This window comes from Deltaproteobacteria bacterium (assembly GCA_022340465.1).
In the GTDB taxonomy this organism is placed as follows: Bacteria; Desulfobacterota; Desulfobacteria; order Desulfobacterales; family B30-G6; genus JAJDNW01.
The window spans coordinates 1-18,372 of sequence record JAJDNW010000062.1 but is presented as its reverse complement, the minus strand read 5'-3'; the positions used below and the strand labels follow the sequence as shown (position 1 = coordinate 18,372).

16 protein-coding genes are annotated in these 18,372 nt (G+C 56.2%); 4 read left to right on the top strand and 12 right to left on the bottom strand.

Features of this window, described 5'->3' with window-relative positions; all coding sequences use genetic code 11:
* On the top strand, positions 1–1,406 hold a 1,406-nt coding region (locus LJE94_10140; GenBank protein MCG6910468.1), incomplete at its 5' end, for an MFS transporter.
* Positions 1,407–1,665: 259 nt separating this feature from the next.
* Here LJE94_10140 and LJE94_10135 read toward each other — a convergent pair.
* The 11 genes from LJE94_10135 to LJE94_10085 all read right to left on the bottom strand — a co-directional run bounded on the left by LJE94_10135 (position 1,666) and on the right by LJE94_10085 (position 15,097).
* Positions 1,666–2,430: a ketoacid-CoA transferase gene (locus LJE94_10135; protein ID MCG6910467.1), complete on the bottom strand. Its 765-nt coding sequence runs from the start codon at positions 2,428–2,430 to the stop codon at positions 1,666–1,668.
* Between the two features lie 24 nt (positions 2,431–2,454).
* Positions 2,455–3,435, bottom strand: coding sequence for a CoA transferase subunit A (locus tag LJE94_10130; GenBank protein ID MCG6910466.1), 981 nt, complete (start codon positions 3,433–3,435; stop codon positions 2,455–2,457).
* A gap of 389 nt (positions 3,436–3,824) precedes the next feature.
* Positions 3,825–4,331, bottom strand: coding sequence for a periplasmic heavy metal sensor (locus LJE94_10125; protein MCG6910465.1), 507 nt, complete (start codon positions 4,329–4,331; stop codon positions 3,825–3,827).
* A 358-nt stretch (positions 4,332–4,689) separates the two neighbouring features.
* Entirely contained in the window at positions 4,690–6,057 is a 1,368-nt protein-coding gene (locus tag LJE94_10120) for a sigma-54 dependent transcriptional regulator (GenBank protein MCG6910464.1), read from the bottom strand.
* Positions 6,050–7,864 carry a PAS domain S-box protein gene (locus LJE94_10115; GenBank protein MCG6910463.1) on the bottom strand — a complete coding sequence of 605 codons (1,815 nt, stop codon included), beginning with the start codon at positions 7,862–7,864 and terminating at the stop codon, positions 6,050–6,052. Before LJE94_10115 ends, LJE94_10120 begins: the two co-directional genes overlap by 8 nt.
* Positions 7,861–8,274: an archease gene (locus tag LJE94_10110; GenBank protein MCG6910462.1), complete on the bottom strand. Its 414-nt coding sequence runs from the start codon at positions 8,272–8,274 to the stop codon at positions 7,861–7,863. The genes LJE94_10115 and LJE94_10110 overlap by 4 nt, the downstream gene beginning before the upstream one ends.
* A 200-nt stretch (positions 8,275–8,474) precedes the next feature.
* A complete protein-coding gene (locus tag LJE94_10105) occupies positions 8,475–10,400 on the bottom strand; it encodes a molybdopterin biosynthesis protein (GenBank protein ID MCG6910461.1) in 1,926 nt (641 codons plus the stop codon).
* Between the two features lie 123 nt (positions 10,401–10,523).
* Positions 10,524–11,759 carry a molybdopterin molybdotransferase MoeA gene (locus LJE94_10100; protein MCG6910460.1) on the bottom strand — a complete coding sequence of 412 codons (1,236 nt, stop codon included), beginning with the start codon at positions 11,757–11,759 and terminating at the stop codon, positions 10,524–10,526.
* Between the two features lie 79 nt (positions 11,760–11,838).
* A complete protein-coding gene (locus LJE94_10095; protein MCG6910459.1) occupies positions 11,839–12,129 on the bottom strand; it encodes a TMEM165/GDT1 family protein in 291 nt (96 codons plus the stop codon).
* Positions 12,122–14,143 (bottom strand): transketolase, encoded by a 2,022-nt coding sequence (tkt, locus tag LJE94_10090; protein MCG6910458.1) that lies wholly within the window; start codon positions 14,141–14,143, stop codon positions 12,122–12,124. The genes LJE94_10095 and tkt overlap by 8 nt, the downstream gene beginning before the upstream one ends.
* Before the next feature lie 84 nt (positions 14,144–14,227).
* Positions 14,228–15,097, bottom strand: coding sequence for a B12-binding domain-containing radical SAM protein (locus LJE94_10085; GenBank protein ID MCG6910457.1), 870 nt, complete (start codon positions 15,095–15,097; stop codon positions 14,228–14,230).
* A gap of 411 nt (positions 15,098–15,508) precedes the next feature.
* Here LJE94_10085 and LJE94_10080 point away from each other — a divergent pair, with 411 nt between their 5' ends.
* Positions 15,509–16,021: a cyclic nucleotide-binding domain-containing protein gene (locus LJE94_10080; protein ID MCG6910456.1), complete on the top strand. Its 513-nt coding sequence runs from the start codon at positions 15,509–15,511 to the stop codon at positions 16,019–16,021.
* Positions 16,022–16,029: 8 nt separating this feature from the next.
* Entirely contained in the window at positions 16,030–16,533 is a 504-nt protein-coding gene (locus LJE94_10075) for a dihydrofolate reductase family protein (GenBank protein MCG6910455.1), read from the top strand.
* A gap of 186 nt (positions 16,534–16,719) precedes the next feature.
* Here the strand turns inward: LJE94_10075 and LJE94_10070 are convergent, their stop codons facing one another.
* Positions 16,720–17,082, bottom strand: a complete 363-nt coding sequence (locus LJE94_10070) for a hypothetical protein (GenBank protein MCG6910454.1) — start codon at positions 17,080–17,082, stop codon at positions 16,720–16,722.
* A 270-nt stretch (positions 17,083–17,352) separates the two neighbouring features.
* On the opposite strand from LJE94_10070, the gene LJE94_10065 reads away from it, so the two are divergent.
* Complete coding sequence (locus LJE94_10065) at positions 17,353–18,024, top strand: hypothetical protein (GenBank protein MCG6910453.1); 672 nt, start codon at positions 17,353–17,355, stop codon at positions 18,022–18,024.
* The last annotated feature ends 348 nt before the right edge of the window (positions 18,025–18,372 follow it).

Sequence of the window (18,372 nt, the reverse complement as noted above, 5' to 3'; positions counted from 1 at the left end):
TCCCGCTGATAACGGCTGAATGCGACTGTTTGAGTGACATTGTTTTTCCCTACATCGAGCCCCAACGCAGGGACGGTAACGAAAGCCTTGCTATGCAACCTGAAAACATATCGCTACCTTCCGGTGGATCGGGCACTTTCTACGGCTGGTGGATTGTTGTGGCCGGGTCGGTCATTCTTTTCGTTTCTTCCGGAATCGGTTTTTACGGCCACGGCGTTATACTGGATCCTTTAAGAAATATCCATGGATGGTCTAAGGGAACCGTATCTTCCGCCATCACCTTGTATTTTTTCCTGAACGGTTTCATCGGCTTTATCACTGGTCGCTGGGTCGATCGTTATGGACCGAAATGGTTCCTTGTCATTGGGGCGCTGATATTCGGATCGGGGCTGTGGGCGTTAAAATGGATCGATGCGATCCCCCAACTTTTCCTTCTTTACATGGTCATGTCCACGGGCTTCTGTCTGACCTCGCTGGTACCCATCAACATGCTGATAACAAACTGGTTCATCCGCAAGCGGGGGTTGGCCATGAGCATTGCCAACACCGGCCTCAGTGCGGGTGGGGTCGTGCTGGTGCCCCTGATGAGTTATCTGATTGTTCATCTGGGCCTCGACCGGGCCCTTCCCATCATGGGCGGCATTTACATGCTGGGGGTCATTCCCATGGCGGTTTTTCTCATCAAGCACCGGCCTTCCGACATCGCCCAGCAGCCGGACGGAGGCGATGGGAACCTGCGGGGGAGGCGCCAGGTGTTGATCGCTGACGGCCAGATGAGGATGTGGACAAGGCGGCAGGCCGCCAAAACCGTGGCCTTCTGGTCCATTGCCCTCGCATTCATGCTTGCCCTGGGAGGACAAATCGCCTACCTGGTGCACCAGGTATCTTTTTTAGGGCAATACCTGGGGCCGCAGAAGGCGGCCATGGCGGTGAGCCTTACCGCCATGGCCAGCATTGCGGGTCGTCTGGTTCTGGGGTTGTTCGTGGATCGCTGTGACAAGCGCCACGTCACCATGGCTTGCATCCTGACGCAGGCACTGGCCGTAATGACGCTTGCGTTTTACGATCATGTCGTGCTGTTGTATCTATGTACCTTCGCCTTTGGGCTGACCATGGGGTCTCTCATCATGATGCAGTCGCTTTTGATCGGGGAGTGCTTCGGCATTCCGTCCTTTACCGCGGTGTACGGCACCATCGGGCTGTGCTCCATGCCCGGTGCGGCCTTCGGGCCCATGCTGGCGGGGGTGATCTTCGATGCGACCCAGAGCTACCGGTTGTCCTTCATGCTGTTTGCCGCGGCCAGTTTTCTGGCCGTGGGCATTATCTACTTTGCCAAACCTCCTCCACAGCCGGGCAAAATGGATATTCCAAGCACCAAATCCGAAATCCTAAACAATGTTGAATGACTAAAATTCAAATGATCAAAAGGCACAATTAAGCAACCAGTCGTTTGGTTTCAGTGGAAAAAATAAAACCAATCACGAAAGCGGGAAAGCAAAAAAATTTTCAGGAGTTATCCGGGTTAGGTCATTTGGTATTTGAATTTGTTTGAAATTTGGATATTGAGATTCAGGATTTACCTGTTTAACGGTATCCAAACAAGACCCTTTTAGGGTGAAACCAGTGCCGGGTCCTACGGGCCCGGGTAACGGCTGGACCACGTAGTCAACTTAAAATCAGTCTCTGGGGGTCGCACTGTTCGCGCAGGATGGCAAGCTCGCGCGGGGTGGGTTCCGGGGCAGTTTCCGCCCGCTGCACGTCTATCGCAAACCCCATGTTGGCCAGTACCTCGTCCGGGGTGATCCCCGGAAACAAGGCCTTGAGATACATTTCTCTGGACGTTTCGTCAAAACCCATGACGGCCATGTTGGTGATGACCAGCCAGGGGCCGCCTTTGCAGAGGCCGGCCTTTTCACGGGCATTGCCGCCGTCCAGCCATCCCGGGCTGGTGAGATAATCGACCTTTTCGACGAATTTTCGTTTTTCCTGCTGCATGAAGATGATGGTCCGGTCGACGAAGGAGGCGACATCGGCGGCTCCGCCGCTGCCGGAAAAGCGGACCGTCGGGCTGAGGTAGTCTCCGATGACGGTGGAGTTCAGGTTCCCGTAGCGGTCTATCTGGGCCGCTCCGAGTATGCCCACCACGCGTTTGCCCGTGTGCCGGTTCTGCATGTAGCCGAATGCGTCCAAAAGGCTCCCGTTTACGGCGGTGCGGTACATTACCCTGGGATCGCCCACGGCCAGGGGCACTTCTTCCAATTGGGATCCGATGGCGCCGGTTTCGAAGAAGATAGTGCTGTCCGGAGCGCTGATGTGCTTGGCCGCCATGGCGGCCAGCATGGAAATCCCCGTGCCGCAGAAAACGATGTCTCCGTTCTGGATGGTTCTGGCCGCGGCAATGGCCATCATCTCTTTGGGTAAATAGGACATGCCTGCTCCTGTTTTTCGTCTGGGTCAGCGACGATCCAGATTGCGGGCATAGCCCGTACGTGGATCGGCCTTTATACCTTCCATGCGTTCCGTTCCTAAAGCCTCGATAAAGCGCTGGTGGTCCGGCGGGTCGAAAATGTATTTTTCGAGATAAACTCGATACCGTTCGTCGTCCCGTGCCAGCCGGGCATATTCCTTGAGATACACGGGGTCATAGTCGTAATACCCGTAGCAGGCCGTGGGATAGGCGCCGTAAGGGACATGGCAGACGGCATCCACGCAGAAAGGCGGTATCCGGTTCAGATCGGCATCGTCGCGCAGGTTGTCGGGAGTCAACAGTTCTTCGCAGGTGACGATGACGTGTTCGGCCGCCTTGGCCTGTTCGACGTCGGTGAAGGACAGGCCGCTTATCCGTGTGGTTCCGTCCGTAGCCGCCTTCTGCGCGTGAATGATGGTGACGTCGGGGCAAATGGCCGGTACCAGCACAACCTTGCTGGAACCCGCCCAGTCCCCGAATGGGTTGTCCAGGACCAGCGCTTTCTTGTCGGGCAGACCCGGGTCTTGCGAGCGTATCTCTTCTGAAAATCCCCACTTGGCAAGGATGTCCGACCCCATGCCGGAGCGGGTAGGCAGAAAGGGAACACCCAGGGCGCCCGCCAGAAAACGCAGGGTCATCTGAAAGTTGGAGTAGTCTTCAATGGCGATGCGGCCTTCCTGAACGGCCTTTTTAAAGCGGATGCAGGTGGGGGCGAAACGGCCGTTGCCGCCGTAGGCGATTTCCAGCCTGGAGACGGCTCCGGCGCCCGTAAGCTCGTCGACGCCCTGGCCGTTGGAATGGGCATACAGGTGCAGGTTTCGTTTTTTTCTGCGGATGATTTCGTACACCGCGGCCATGGGGTTGCGGTTGATGGTGAATCCGCCGATGGACATGTGGCAACCGTCGGTGACGAAGCGTTCGATCGCCTGTTTCAGGGGCATCACTTTATTGACCCGGTCGGTGGTCATGGGATCTCCTCATCCTCGGTATAAGCCGACCCGTCAGCGCCACAATGGTTTTCAAGGCCGCTGGGTCGAGCTTGAAACGTGATAACGGGCGCACTTCCTTTTACGCTCGCTGGGGGATTTTTTTACACCGCCACCGGGTGAGCTTCAAGGATAAAAAGATAGAACCGAATTAAAGGCACTTTAAGTCGTGAAGCGTGAAAGGTGAGACGTGAGACGTGAGACGTATGGCGCAGGGTATAAAGCGCAAGGCAATTTCAACGCATCATGCCTTGCGCCCTGCGCCATATATAGCCGGGGATGGACGCAAAGGAACTCGTTCCCCGGAAGAGCCAAAAAAATCACTCCCCCGCAGTAATTCTCAGGAAGGAGTGATCGTGGGTGAGCGAAAATTACCACCGGTTGCAGTCGCGGCTGTGGTTCCGGTGGCCGCCTTTGCCGTGGCCGCCGCCGTACCCCATCATGAAACCCCTGCCGGCATTTGGGTTGATCTTTTTCATCTCGATGATGTGCTCGATTCTCTTCTGGCCCAGTTCGGCGTTCACGGCGGAGAGTTCCTGCTGCAGTTTCAAGGCCGCCTGGGTGTCGGGGGTCTGTTGGGCCAGTTCGCTTTTCAGGGCAAAGCGTTTGACATCCCGTTGCGCGCGCAGCGCTTCGGTGGCCTCGACATATTTTTGCCTCAGCGCTTCGACCCTGGCCCGGTCTTCATCGTTCAAGCCGGCCAGCCAGTGCCCAGGCCCCCATCCGCCGCGGCCCTGTTTCCCGTCGTAACCGGGGCATTCCGGGTTGCCCCTGCCGGATCCGTCACCCTGGCGAAAAGCCAGTGCGGTACCCCCGAATCCAAGCAGGGCAACAATGATAATCACGATAATCGTCTTTGGCATGGTGTGCTTTTTCATGTTTTTCTCCTTTGCATTCAATCCGTTTTTGTCGGTTCATGTGTTGTCCCCTTCGGCGACCTTGGCCCAATGATAGAGCAAAGCGTGTGCCAATTCAGGAGAAAAAGACGGATCCGCCTATATCTATATGAAATAATAGGGAAATTACCTAAAATGCGCGAAGGGGGACACAGCAGCGCAAGATCGAACAGGGTGGGGTTTTTTTACCCATTTGTTTATGCAGCACCCGATGGTTGGGGTGAAAATACCCACCTGGAGGATGCGGTCAGGGACGGCCCTGCTCGCCATTCGGAACGTTTTTCTGGCAACCACGCTAGCTCCTACCTCGCTATCAGCTATGAGCTATGACCAATGCCAATTATTTCGCTATGGTTTTCAGCTTGTTATGCAGCGTTTTGCGGTTGATGCCCAGAATCCTGGCGGCCTCACTCTTGTTGCCCTTGCTGGCGGCGAGTGCTTCTAAAATGGCGTTTTTTTCAATTTCTTCCAGCGATTTCGGGTGCTTCATTTTGGCGGACGGTGATACCGGGGCGTGCCCGCTTCCGGCAACGGCCTGGGTGATGGAGAGGGGAAGCTCCTTTTCCGTAAGAAAGTCTCCGGTTGCCAAAATAACCGCCCGCTCGACCGCATTTTCAAGCTCGCGCACATTGCCCGGCCATGCGTACCTCAGAAGCATATCCATGGCGCCTGGATTGAACCCTTTAATATCTTTACGGTTTTTATCCACATACCAAGACAGGAAATGCTGAGCCAGCAGGGGGATGTCCTCCTGCCGCTCTTTCAAGGGAGGCACGTGCAGGGTGACGACATTCAGGCGGTAGTAAAGGTCATGGCGGAACCGGCCGGCAGCCACCTCTGCATTCAGATCCCGGTTGGTGGCCGCCAGGATGCGGACATCGACATCGATGGTTTCCTCTCCGCCCACCCGCTGAACCTCTTTTTCCTGGATGGCGCGCAGGAGCTTGGCCTGCATGACAGGCGATGTCTCGCCGATTTCATCCAGAAACAGGGTGCCCTCGTGCGCTTGTTTGAAGCGGCCTTCTCGCCGCTTGTCCGCACCGGTGAAAGCGCCCTTTTCATGCCCGAACAGTTCGGATTCGAGGAGGGTTTCGGTCAGGGCGGCACAATTGACGATAACCAGCGGACGTTCCTTGCGGGGGCTGTTGTGGTGAATGGATTTGGCGATTAGCTCTTTGCCTGTTCCACTTTCACCGGTGATGAGCACGGTGGCTTCGGACGGCGCGATCATGGCGGTCATGTCGATCAGTTCCTGCATGGGGCGGCTTTTGCCGATGATGTGGGCCACATCGAAATCCCTTCCCAGCTTTTGCCTGAGTTCCCTGTTTTCCGCCTTCAGGCCGGCGTGTTCGAGGGCCCGTTCGATGGTAAGTTTCAGTGCTTCGAAATCCAAGGGCTTGGTGAGGTAGTCGTAGGCACCCGATTTGAGCGCATCCACGGCGGATTCCACCGAGGAATAAGCGGTCATGACCAGTATCGGGATGGCTGGATTGTAGGATTTGATGCGTTTCAAGGCCTCCAGGCCGTCCATCACCGTCATGCGGACATCCATCAGGATCAGATCGACAGGTATTTCCCTGACACGTTCGACGGCTTCGGAACCGTCGCCGACGCACGTCACGTCATATCCCCAGCTTTTGATGATGGTGTCGAGGGTGATCCGGTGCCCGGGATCGTCGTCCACAATCAGAATATGGGCATCACTCATCGGTCGTTGCTCCATGAATAGGGGCACGCAGCCCTTGCGGCAGGGTGATGGTAAACACGGTGCCTTGCCCCGGGGCGCTGTCGACCGTAATGCGGCCCTGATGGGCCTCCACGATTTTGTGGGCAATGGCCAGACCGAGACCGCTCCCCGATGGCTTGGTGGTGAAATAGGGGTTGAACACATGCTGCAGATGGGCGCGGCTTATCCCCGGGCCGGTGTCTGATATTTTCAGGATTACGTTTTCGCCTTTGAGGGCGCAGTCGATGGAAAGGGTCCCGTCATTTTCCATGGCCTGGATGGCATTCAGGTAAAGGTTCAGGAGACATTGGGAAAAGCGGTCCGGATCCATTTCAAGGGAGAGGTCTTTAGGCGTGACCGTCACCTGCAGGTCGATGTCGCTGGACTGGGCGTCCTGCTGCACCAGGCGCAGCGTGTGCCGGACCAGGTCGCCGAGGGGCGTCATCCGGGTTTTCAATTGTGGGGGCCGGGCGAACTCCAAGAGTTCGCTGATGACCCGGTTCAGCCGGTCCACTTCCTGAATCATGACTTCCGCGGTTTCTTTGTCGGCGGGGGCGGTGTCGAGGCGGTCTCTGAAATAGGTGGCGATTCCCTTGATGGAGCTCAAGGGGTTCCTGATTTCATGGGCCACACCGGCGGCCAGACCGCCGAGGGCGGCCAGTTTTTCAGTGCGCCTGATCTCCTCCTGCAGGCGCCGGACGTCGGCGATGTCTCTCAAAATGACGACGTTGCCGAGGAATTGTCCCTCTTCTCCGGTAATGCGCGCAGCGCTCACACTTACGGGAACCGCTTTCCGGTTGCCGAAGGCGCACTCTTTCTCCTGTTCGATAACGGTCCGGCCACTCTCGATGGCCTGCTTGAAGACATGCCAGTCCGGCGGCAACACGTCTTCCAAAGCCCTGCCGTAGGCCTGGTCGTGTGGCAGGCCGGTAATGCGTTCGGCAACGGCGTTGAAAAAGGCGATGTTACCGTTTCGGTCCGTGGCCATCAATCCCACCGGCAGATTGGCCACCACCTCGTCGGTGAAGGTGTCGGATTCCTGCAGCGAGCGTCGGGCCGCACGGTAGTTCTGCACCCAGAAGATCGATATATAACCCCCGAATCCCAGTAAAAGCAGCACGGACGAGATGATCAGCGACCGTTTAAGATCCTCTTTGCGGGCCTGTTCAAAGGGTGAAATGTCGAGCCCGACGAAGATGAAGCGTTTACCGTGGTCGGGTCGCTGGGGTGGAAGCCAGATCTCTTGCTGGTGCCTGTGTCCGCCCATGGCGTCCCTTCCGCCAAGTTCCTGAAAGCGGCGCAGGCGATGTATCATCTCCTGGCGGGACAGGGGCCGGAATTCCCTATACACTTCGAAAACCTTTTGACCGTTTTCTTCCACAAGCCGCCAGTGTTCCCGCGTGAGGGCTTTCCCCGTTGGCAGGGAACGGTGGTCGATATGCGGTTTTCCTTTGCGGGTGATGTCGTTATGGGCCAGGATGAAGCCCTTTTCGTCGGTAACGGCTACGTAGCGTACATCGGATTGACCGGCGGTTTCTTCCAGGAGATTCTGAAATTGGTCCTCCCCGCGCATCATGCGTCGCATGCCGAGCCGGGTTCCCGCCTCGATGGCCTTGATCCACGCCGCACCCTTTTCGATGAGGATGCGGGACATGTTCTCCTTTTCCCGGTTGATGTCCTGCAGGGCCATGGCGGCCACAACCAGCAGGAGAATGAGTGCGCCGCCCAGCAGTATCCAGGGAGATGCCTGCAGTCCCAGGCGGGGGAGGTGATTGGTTTCCGGTTTCATATATCGAAAATGATGCGGGCTTCCCAAAGGCCGTGTGCGGGGCTGACATCGATCCCGTGGTAAGTGACCGCCTTGATTTCACCCAGCACCCGGTGCCGATCCGCATCGTATGGCTCCAGGGTCACCCGGGCGTCAATCGTTCGGGCGCTCAAGGCTTTCACTCGAACCGATTGCACGATTTTTTCCTTTCCGTTCCACAGGTACAGAAGCTCCCTCAACCAGTTGACCATCAACTCCTGCCGGTCGTTGCCTTCAGCGGACACGACGGCTTCAAGGCCTTTTCCCGGATGGTCCACTGCGACCAGCAGTTCGAACATGGCCAGGGCCGCATCCCTGAACAGCTGCATTTCGCTTTCGGCGAAAACGCGAATGCCGAAATCCGCCGTGTGGTCGATGATGTCGTATTTCAATCTCGACCCCTGTTCCATCGGCCGATCAGCGACCTCCGGCAGAGCCTTAAGGTATGAGGCAGGCCCCTCGAAGGGGCCTGCTCGGCCGTCGCCGCTGATTTATTCTCAGAATTTTTTCTTTGTTTTTTATATTTCTGATCAAAAGACATGATGCCACCTTTTCAATACGCACTGGCTGAGCCGGTGGATTATGAAGGGAGTTAGACGATGACCTCGCCGGTTTTTTCCGTGCTGTAGCCGCCGAGGGCCAACACCCTCTTTTTAAAGGCGTCCGAGTTGATGATGTTCATGAGCACCTGGATTCTATCGGATTGGTAATACGCCCCGGGAATGACCAGATCATACTGTTCGGTGACCACAGGGATGAAATCGAGATCGAGGGCCCTGGCGGCCGCGTATATACCCAGGCCGACGTCCACCGTGCCGCTCAACACGGCCACAGCCACCGACATATGGGTGTACTCCTCGGTTGCGTAACCGTTTATCCGTGCGGGATCCATCTCGAGCTGCTTGAGCCGGTAATCCAGCAGGACCCGTGTACCGCTACCGCCCTGACGGTTGATGAAGGACACATCCTCCCTGGCCAGGTCTTCGATACCCCGGATGCCTTTGGGGTTTCCCTTGGAGACGATCAGGCCCTGATCCCTCAGGACAAGGTTGACCAGCCTGACGTCCAGACCCGGCAGGTATTTCAGCAGGTATGACGTGTTGTAGGATCCGTCTTCCGTGTCCAGCAGGTGGGTTCCGGCAACATGGCAGGCGCCCCTTTTAACGGCCATCAAACCGCCCATACTGCCCACGTGGCTGGAAGAGAGGCTGTAGCCGGTGCTGCCTGCTTTCAGTTCATCGGCGATGAGATCCAGGGTGTTGTCGTGGCTGCCGACGGCAACGATGGTTTTGTCGATGGAGGCGACCGGTTTGAGAAGTTCCGCTTTGACAGCCTGGTTTTCCTGCAGGCCCTCCACAAATTCGGGAATGCGGACGATGCCGTCTGCCTCGGTAATGCTGGTGATGCATCCTGCTCCGCGGGGCAGCGCTGTCGCGACCACGCGGTCGCCTACGGTTCCCAGCTTGACCCTCACGAACTCTTCCAGGCCGAGTTTGGATGCCACCTTGCGGGTGGGCTCCACATACAGGCTGGGTCTGGGCTGCTCCGGTTGACCGTTCATCAGGTCGATCAGGGGTTTGACGAACTGCTCGAAGGCAATGATGGCCGAAACCGGGTATCCGGGGATGCCGAAGACCGGTTTGTCCTGGATTCTGCCGACGATGACGGGTTTGCCGGGCATGATGGTCACGCCGTGAATCAATACGTCTCCCAGATCGATAATGACGTCCTTGGCATAGTCCTCGGAACCGGCGGAAGAACCGCCGACGGTGAGCACCATGTCGAAATCACCCTGGACCGCCGCCTGCACGGTGTTCCGGATTTTGACGGGATCGTCCATAAGCTGCTCGCTGCGGCTAAAGTCCGCTCCGGCCGCAACGGCCAGGCTTCCGAGCACATAAGAGTTGCTTTCCAGCACCTGCCCCGGTTTCAATGCCTCCGTCGATCTGCGCCAGTCGACGAGTTCTGATCCTGTGGGGATGATCAGAATGCGCGGCTTGCGTTTAACCGGCACCTGGAAGATGCCGCCGGTTATCAGCGCACCCAGGCAGTAAGATGTTATCATGTGATTTTGCGGGAACAACAGTTCGGTGGCAACGATATCCTCACCGATTTTTCGGACATACTGCCAGGGAAACGCCGGTGCCTCGATCTGGATCTGTTTTTCATCCAGAATGTTGAGTTGTTCGATCATGATCACGGCATCGGTTTTTTCCGGCAACACATGTCCCGTGTTGACGTGGAAGGCGTTTTCTCCCACTTCGAGTACGATGGGCTGGGCTGGATTGGCGCCGAACGTTGATGCGGCGGCAACGGCAATGCCGTCCATGGCCGCGGCATGAAAGTGAGGAGCGGAGAGTTTGGCGGTGACTGCCTCTGACAGAATTCTGCCCACGGAATTTTCGACAGGTATACGCTCAGTGGACAGGGGTTGGCGGTTAGGAAATGCCGAGAGGATGATTTCACGGGCTTGCGCAAGGGTTTTCATTTTCAGGTAGACGTTTCGTTTTTTTTTCATGACAGCTCCTGAGAACCGGCAAAAAGGGCAGACCCAGACCGGTATGCTTCCTTCAATTTGTCTTTGGATGTCGGATGGTCCTCGGTGATTGCCCTTTTTTCGATCGGCCGCGGCGTTGCTCCTTCAGGATGCAAAGAGCAACACCTTGGCCAGCATTCCCTCGTCCAGCCCCTCCGTATGTTTGTCGATTTTGACCAGGCCGTCGGCCTTCAGCATGGTGTTGATCAGCCCTGATTTGCCTAAAATCGGTTCGGCCAGGAAACCGTTTTCGCGTTCAACCAGCTTCACCCGGATGTAGTCCACGCGCCCCTGGGATGAAGGGACGCTGCGGGTCAATGTGGCCAGGCAGGCAAGCTGGCGCCGGTGTTGTGAATCCAGGCCTCCCACGTGATCGATAAAAGGTTGCACCACGGCATGCAGTACCACCATGGCGGACACCACGTGGCCGGGCAGTCCCCAGAAGGCCTTTTCTCCAACCCTGGCAAGGATGGTCGGTTTCCCGGGGCTGATGGAGATGCCGTGCAGAAGGAGATTTGCATCTGGAAGGGCGGAGAGCGCTTCCACGGTGTAGTCGCGCACGCCGACCGAACTGCCGCCCGACACCAGCAGCATGTCTGATTGCTCCAGGCCCCGGGCGCACAAATCCAGCAGGGCGCCGTAGTCATCCCCGACAATGCCGAGTTGCAGCGGAATCCCTCCGGCTTGAACCACCTGGCCCGCCAGTGTGTAGGAATTGATATCACGGATTTTTCCGGTGGAGGGCACCTCGTCGACGGGTATGATTTCATCGCCGGTGGAGAGGATGCCGATGACGGGCTTTTTAAACACCCGTACCGACGGCTTTCCCAGCGCCGCCAGCAGTCCCGCTTCCTGGGGGCGCAGCCGTTGGCCGGCGGTCAGCACGGTGCTGTTTTTCCGGATATCTTCGCCGACGGCGACCATGTTCTGCCCGGGGGCGACGCTTTTGAACACCTCGATGGTTTCGTCGTCGACAGCCTCGGTGTGTTCCACCATGACGACGCTGTCGGCGCCTTCCGGGAGCATGCCCCCGGTGGATATTTTGGCGGCCTCTCCCGGCCCGATGGAAAACGAGGGCGTTTCGCCCATGGCGACCGTGCGGGGAACGGTGATAAAGGCCGGCGCTCCGTCCGAAGCGCCGAAGGTGGAGGCGGCGCGCACAGCAAAACCGTCCATGATGGCGCGCGGAAAGTCGGGCAGGTCGACATCCGAGACGATCTCTTCGGCCAGAACCCTTCCCGTCGAGGCGTGGATCGGAATCTCCTCCATCTCCACCCGCTTGAAATCGAAGCGCAGATCGAGCGCTGCGTCCAGATCGGTTACTTTGAAAAACGCTTTCATTCAGACCTCGTCAATTTGGACCGAAGCAAATTCTTGCCTGATCTGAGTCCGGGGTTGCCCCAATGTTGCAACCCCGGGGTTAACTCATGCTGGATTTGACCACGCCAAACAGCATCCAGATGCCGACGGCCACAAAGAAAACGCCTGCGGCGGCCTTGATGTAGTGTTCCGGCAGATACCTGCTCAACAGCGATCCGAACACCACGGCCACCAGCGAGCTCAATACGAGGGCGATGGAGGCGCCGAGGAACACGGAGAGTTTGGGGTCGCAGTCGGCGGCGAGGCAGAAGGTCGCGAGCTGTGTTTTGTCTCCCAGTTCAGCCAAAAAAACCATGCTGAAGGTGGTTATGAGGATTTGATAGTCAATCATGTTTGAGTACCTGTAAGGCGGCTTTAGCGATATTGTTAGCGGTGAAACCGAATTTTTCCATATTGGTTCCCCCGGGGGCGGAGGCACCGTAGCCCTTCATGGCCACGAAGCCGCCCTCCGGTCCGACATAGCGTTCCCAACCCATGCTCAACCCGGCCTCCACGGCGAGGCGTGCGTTGACATCCGGCGGCAGCACCAGGTCCCTGTATTCCCGGGGGGCGGCCTCGAACAGCTCCCAGCTGGGCATGCTGACGACCCTGGCGGAAACCCCCTGAGCCTCGAGCAGGTTCGCCGCCTCAAGGGTGGCGTGGACCTCCGATCCCGTTGCGATCATAACGATGTCGGGCTGCCCGTCAGCGTCTGCAAGCACATAGGCGCCCTTGTCTAGATCCGCGGCCCGGCCGTGGTGCCCCCGGTGTAAAACAGGCAGCTTCTGGCGGCTCAACACCAGGGCGACGGGTGTGTCCATCTGCAGGGCCAGCCGCCAGGCTTCGACCGTTTCCGTAAGATCCGCCGGCCGGATGACGGTAATGCCGGGGATCGCTCTCAAAGCTGTCAGGTGTTCGACGGGTTGATGGGTCGGACCGTCTTCGCCCACGGCAATGCTGTCGTGCGTCAAGACATAAATGACCGGCAGTTTCATCAGGCAGGCCAGCCGAATGGCGGGGCGCATATAATCCGTGAAAACGAAAAAAGTTCCGCCGTAGGGCCGGAGGCCTTTGTGGAGCGCCATGCCCGACACGATCGATCCCATGGCGTGTTCGCGCACGCCGAAACGGATGTTGCGGCCGTCGTAGCTGTTTTTCTGGAACTCATGGGAGGCATCGATATAGGTTTTGTTGGATGGTGCCAGATCCGCGGATCCGCCGATCAGTTCGGCAACCTTGCCGGTAACGGCATTGAGCGCCTTGCCGGAAGCCGCCCGGGTGGCGATGGGGCCTTCAAGATCGTAAAGACCATCCAGACCCTCATCCCATCCTTCGGGAAGCTCGCGCCGCAGGGCGCGATGAAGCCGGGCGGCGTCCTCGGGGTGGTTCTTTTCATAGGCCGCTAGCTGCGCCTGCCAGGCCGATTCGGCCGTTTCGCCGGCGGCGACGCATTGCCGCATGTGGGTCAGAGCCGCTTCGGGGACATAAAATGTTTTGTCCGGCCACCCCAGGTTTTCCTTGGTGAGCCGGATCTCCTCCTCACCCAGGGGAGCACCGTGGGCGTCGGCGGTGTCCTGCTTGTTGGGGCTGCCATGGGCGATGTGCGTGCGCAGAAGGATCAGCGTGGGCTTTTCCTTTTCGCCCCGAGCGGCTCTGATGGCGGCCTCCACGGCATCGGGGTCACTGCCGTCGGCGACCGTGAGCACGTGCCAGTTGTAGGCCAGAAAACGCTTTTCCACGTTTTCGGTAAAGGCGATGTCCGTGGGCCCCTCGATGGATATGTTGTTGCTGTCGTACAGGCAGATCAGGCGGGACAGGCCCAGGTGGCCGGCCAGGGACGCGGCCTCCGCGGTCAGTCCTTCCATCATATCACCATCACCGCACATGACATACGTGTAGTGGTCGATGATTTCATAACCGGGTCTGTTGTAAACGGCGGCCAGGTGCCTTTCCGCCATGGCCATGCCCACCGCATTGGCAAACCCCTGTCCCAACGGTCCCGTCGTGGTTTCCACTCCCGGGGTGTGGCCGAATTCGGGGTGCCCCGGCGTTTTGCTGCCCCACTGGCGGAAATTTTTGATGTCATCCATGGACAGGTCATACCCGGTGAGGTGCAGCAGGCTGTAAAGCAGCATGGAGGCATGACCTCCCGAAAGCACGAAGCGGTCGCGGTTGAACCAGTCAGGATTCGCAGGGTTGTGCTTGAGGGCGCGCGTCCACAACGCATAGCCCGCCGCTGCCAGACCCATGGGTGCCCCCGGATGCCCGGAGTTGGCTTTCTGAACGCCGTCCATGGAAAGCGTTCGGATGGTGTTGATGCAAAGTTCGTCCATACTACCTGCAAAGTCCGCCGTCTGTTTGGTCATGAGCCGGTCTCCTTATAATACATTTTCAGTTGGTGATAATCATGATGTTGTCATGCTTAAAATGGTTTTCCCTGGTGAAGTGCATCATAGCGCTCTCATCCACTCCGGCTTGAGGGACACGCCTCCGGCCAGGGCACGGTCGATGAGTGCCAGCGTCTTTTCCCTGTCCCGGGGCATTCTGGCCCTGATGGGGAGGTAGTTGGACGCGTGGTTGGCATGAAAAAGCCCCCTGGAAAGGTGGGTGCTGGCGATCATATGCCGCAGCTCCCTGAGCATTTCGTCGGCCTCGAGAAGTTCGAACCTTCCGGCCTGGTGATCGTCATGCAGGGGAGTGCCCGGAACCAGCATCAGGCTCAAAGCGCCGACATATTCCGGATCGATGGCCGAAAGCACCCTGCCCGTTTCCCGGGCGTGAACCTCCGAGCGCTTGCGGCCCGCCAGACCGAGCAGCACCGTTATGGAGAGTTTGATCCCCGCCGCCCTGATCTTTTTTCCCATTTGTATCATTTTTTCGGCCGTGGCGCCCTTTCTAACCGCTTTCAGGGTGGCATCATCGCCGCTTTCCAATCCCATGTAGGCGATGCCGAGCCCGTGGGATTTGAGCTCCGCCAACTCCTCGGGCGTTTTCATGGCGATGCTTTTGGTGTTGGCATAAACACCGATCCTGGTCACCCAAGGCAGCTGCGCCTCGATGGCTGCCAGGATCTTGAGCAGTCTTTTCTGGGGAACGATCAGAGCATCCCCGTCACACAGGAAGACCCGCCTTTGGCGGCGGCAGTATTCAGCGGCGAAAGCGATGTCCTGCATGATGATGTCGTCCGTTTTTATCTTGAAGCGTTCCCCGGTATAGGTCCCGCAGAAAGTGCATTTATTGTGAGAGCAGCCCACGGTGACCTGCAACAAAATGCTGTTGGCCTCGCTGGGTGGCCTGATGATCATTCCTTCATAGTGCATGCGTTTTGCTCCTTTGGTCCGGTTGTTTGCTGAAAAAGCGACAATCGGATGACATTCGCCGCCGGGCGGTTTCAGGATGGCGGCGATTGTGTATGCATTATAAAACGGATAGCAATCTTGCAAGCCATAAATTTATCTCATGGCAAGGCCGATGTTTACACGGACAATCGGAAAAAAGGCTCCGTTTAAGTTGAAAAAAAACCGATTTGCTGTTATGGTACCAGTCTTAAAACCAATCAGCCGCGACGGCAGACGATGCCCTTTCGAGGAGCCTCCCTCATACCTTAAGGCTCTGCCGGAGGTCGCTGATTGCCGGGAATAGGGCAATGACAAAATGGTTGCGCCCGGAAAGCGACGGTCCGCGCTCAGTGTATCGGTTCAACCCTTCATTCGCATGACAGAGGACGCATCATGAAGATCGGGGAAGAATTCTATAAGGACAATTCGGAGCTCATCAACAAATTGAGGCAGATTCCCATTCTCGAGCACTTCAGCGAATCGGATTTCCAGGAGCTTCTGCAGATGGCAAAGCTGCTGGAGTACAAGCCCGGCGAACTGATTCTGGAAGAAGGCTCCCATGACAACTGGATCTTCTATCTGGTGTCGGGCAAAGCCAAGATTATCAAGAACGGCAAGGTACTGGTCACCCTGAGGCGCATCGGTGATGTCTTTGGCGAAATGGGCATCATCGGCGGCACCATACGGTCGGCTTCCGTGCAGGCCATCGACAGGACCATATGCCTGGCTACCGACATATCCAACATCGACAAGCTGCCCAGGGAAAAGCGCTCCGATATCAAGTACATTGTTTTCAGGGGGTTTGCAGAGATTTTAGCCAGCCGCCTGCGGGAGACCACCGAAGAACTGGTGCGTTGTAAAGAGGAGATTCAGCGCTTGAAACATTTGCTGGATAACAAGGGGTGAAGCCGCACATGAGAGTTACCCTTTTAATGGCCTTGACCGCCGACGGATTGATCGGCAGGGACGACGCCCACCTGACGGACTGGACGGCACCGGAAGATAAGCGGCTGTTCAAGTCTTTCACCCAGAGGGCCGGGGTCGTCATCATGGGATCTAAAACCTTCGCCACGCTGGACCGGCCGCTGCTCGGGAGAAAAGTGGTTATCCTCACCAGGAGAAAAGACCGGACAACGCCGTGGGACAATGTGATCTTCACGGATCTCCCGCCCCGCGACCTGCTGCGTTCGCTGGAGGGCGAGGGCTACGCGCACGCCGTCGTGTCCGGCGGTGCCACCATCAACGCCCTTTTCGCCCGGCAGGGTCTGATCGACGACATCATCCTCACCTACTCACCGGTCATGTTCGGATCCGGTGTGCCCCTGTTTGCGGAAAAAGTCGACATGGACCTCACCCTCGAAGCGGTCCGCCGCATGGGTGACCATCTGATGTACGTTCACTACAAGGTTATGACCTGAATCCGTGCTTGCTATAATGGCTTCTCTGGCAAATCCTAAAGCGCCAAATATCAACAAATTCCATCAATACCCAATAAGAATACATATAAAAAAGTTCATGACTATCACATGTGGAAAAAGGAAAGGGCAGCACCTTTATCAACGCTGCCCTTTGAAAACGTGTCGTACCGTTATGACCCCACGCAGCTATTCAAGCAACCATTTTATTGCTTCGGACTCATCTTTGAAAACATTGACATCGGTGAACTCATTTTGCCTGTACGCTCTGTACATGCGTGAAACTCCAAATGATAAATCCTGACTCACCAACATGGCCACTTTTGTTCGTTCGAGGTCCGCTGATGCAGCATGGGCAGCAATTTCTTCAAGTTCGCTGACAGAAAAATTGAAGGTGGCGTTTCGAAAATCCCAAAGACGGGCTAAATTACGGTAACCAGATTCGTCACGAATCTGGTCTAATGCTTGCGTTATATCGGATACTTCAGGATCGCCCTCTATCTTTACAACCAATACACCCTGTTTTTCACAAATTTCATAGATAGCACTCATGGGTTCGAATCCTCTTCAATGAGTAGCAAGCACAGTTATCGAACTATGGGAAGACGTATTTTTGTTAAATTTATGTTTGAATCACCTTCGGGTTATGGTTTGAAGATGATGCTTGCCGGACTGGGAATGGAACGGTACCAAGTTTACATGATTGTGGTTATGGGGTCAAGTATCCACAGGTGGCCAGGGATGGTCGCGATGTCTTGCGGATATTTATCGGCCGTAGTTGGCAATAAATATCGACACTCTTATCAAACGAGGAGAGAACTCATGCGCGAGGTAGCAGGTAGAAATCGTACCGCGGGCTATGGAAATCTTGGCATTCTTTTCCAAAAAGACTTCGTAAGCAGTGTGTATTCATCCGTAGATGAAGCAGCTGGGTGTGAGCTCAATCGACTGTATATCGAAGAAGGTAAAATTTCAACCTGCAAGCGAGGCTGTTTCTATTGCTGCGGACAACACATTCTAACAAACATTGCAGAAGCCCAAGCCTTGGGGCATTTCATAAAGCAAGAACTCTCACTATGTCAGATCGAGGACCTCCGGATTAGAACACAAAAATGGCATGAGTGGGATAAAATGAGGAGAGGTCGGCGGGATGCTGCCCATAGTGTCGAGCAACTTGCCTCTCCTGCCTACCATTACTGCCCACTGCTTGTAGAAGGCGAGTGCAGCGTTTATCCCATGAGGCCCCTTACCTGCCGAACACATTTTGTTTGCTCAGATCCTTCAGCGTGCCGTCATGCCTCCGACCCGGGATCTGTTGAAGACGACCCAACGGCACTCGCGACGGTTTTAGAAGTGACAAATCCATTTTCGGCAAAGATAGGAGACCGTATCAAAATTACAGGGTTAGATTATACTAAATCAATTATGCTTCTACCACACTGGTTAGCTATTGAAATGAACTGGGGCTTCGCCATATCGCCGCAATTTGGATAACCATGCAGTGCAGATAGATGGAGATTAACTGACATTCTGAAATATCTGGCAATATCGCCGATGGCGTCTTATCATTCCCACGGTAACACGGGAGACCCTATCTTGGAGATATCCGAAATTCAGGAAAAATTAAAAATTATACAATGCGTAAATTTAGCTTGAAAAAAGCAAAATATTAAGCATAATTGAAACACAATCATCAAGGGTCCGGTTAGAATCAAGGACCGGTTTCGTACTGAAGGAAAGATCCATTTGCCAGAGGGGCAGCCCGAAGTTTGGAACCATGAATAATTTTTATGAGGAGTGTGTCACTATGGCTAATGGAATTGTAAAATGGTTTAACGCAAG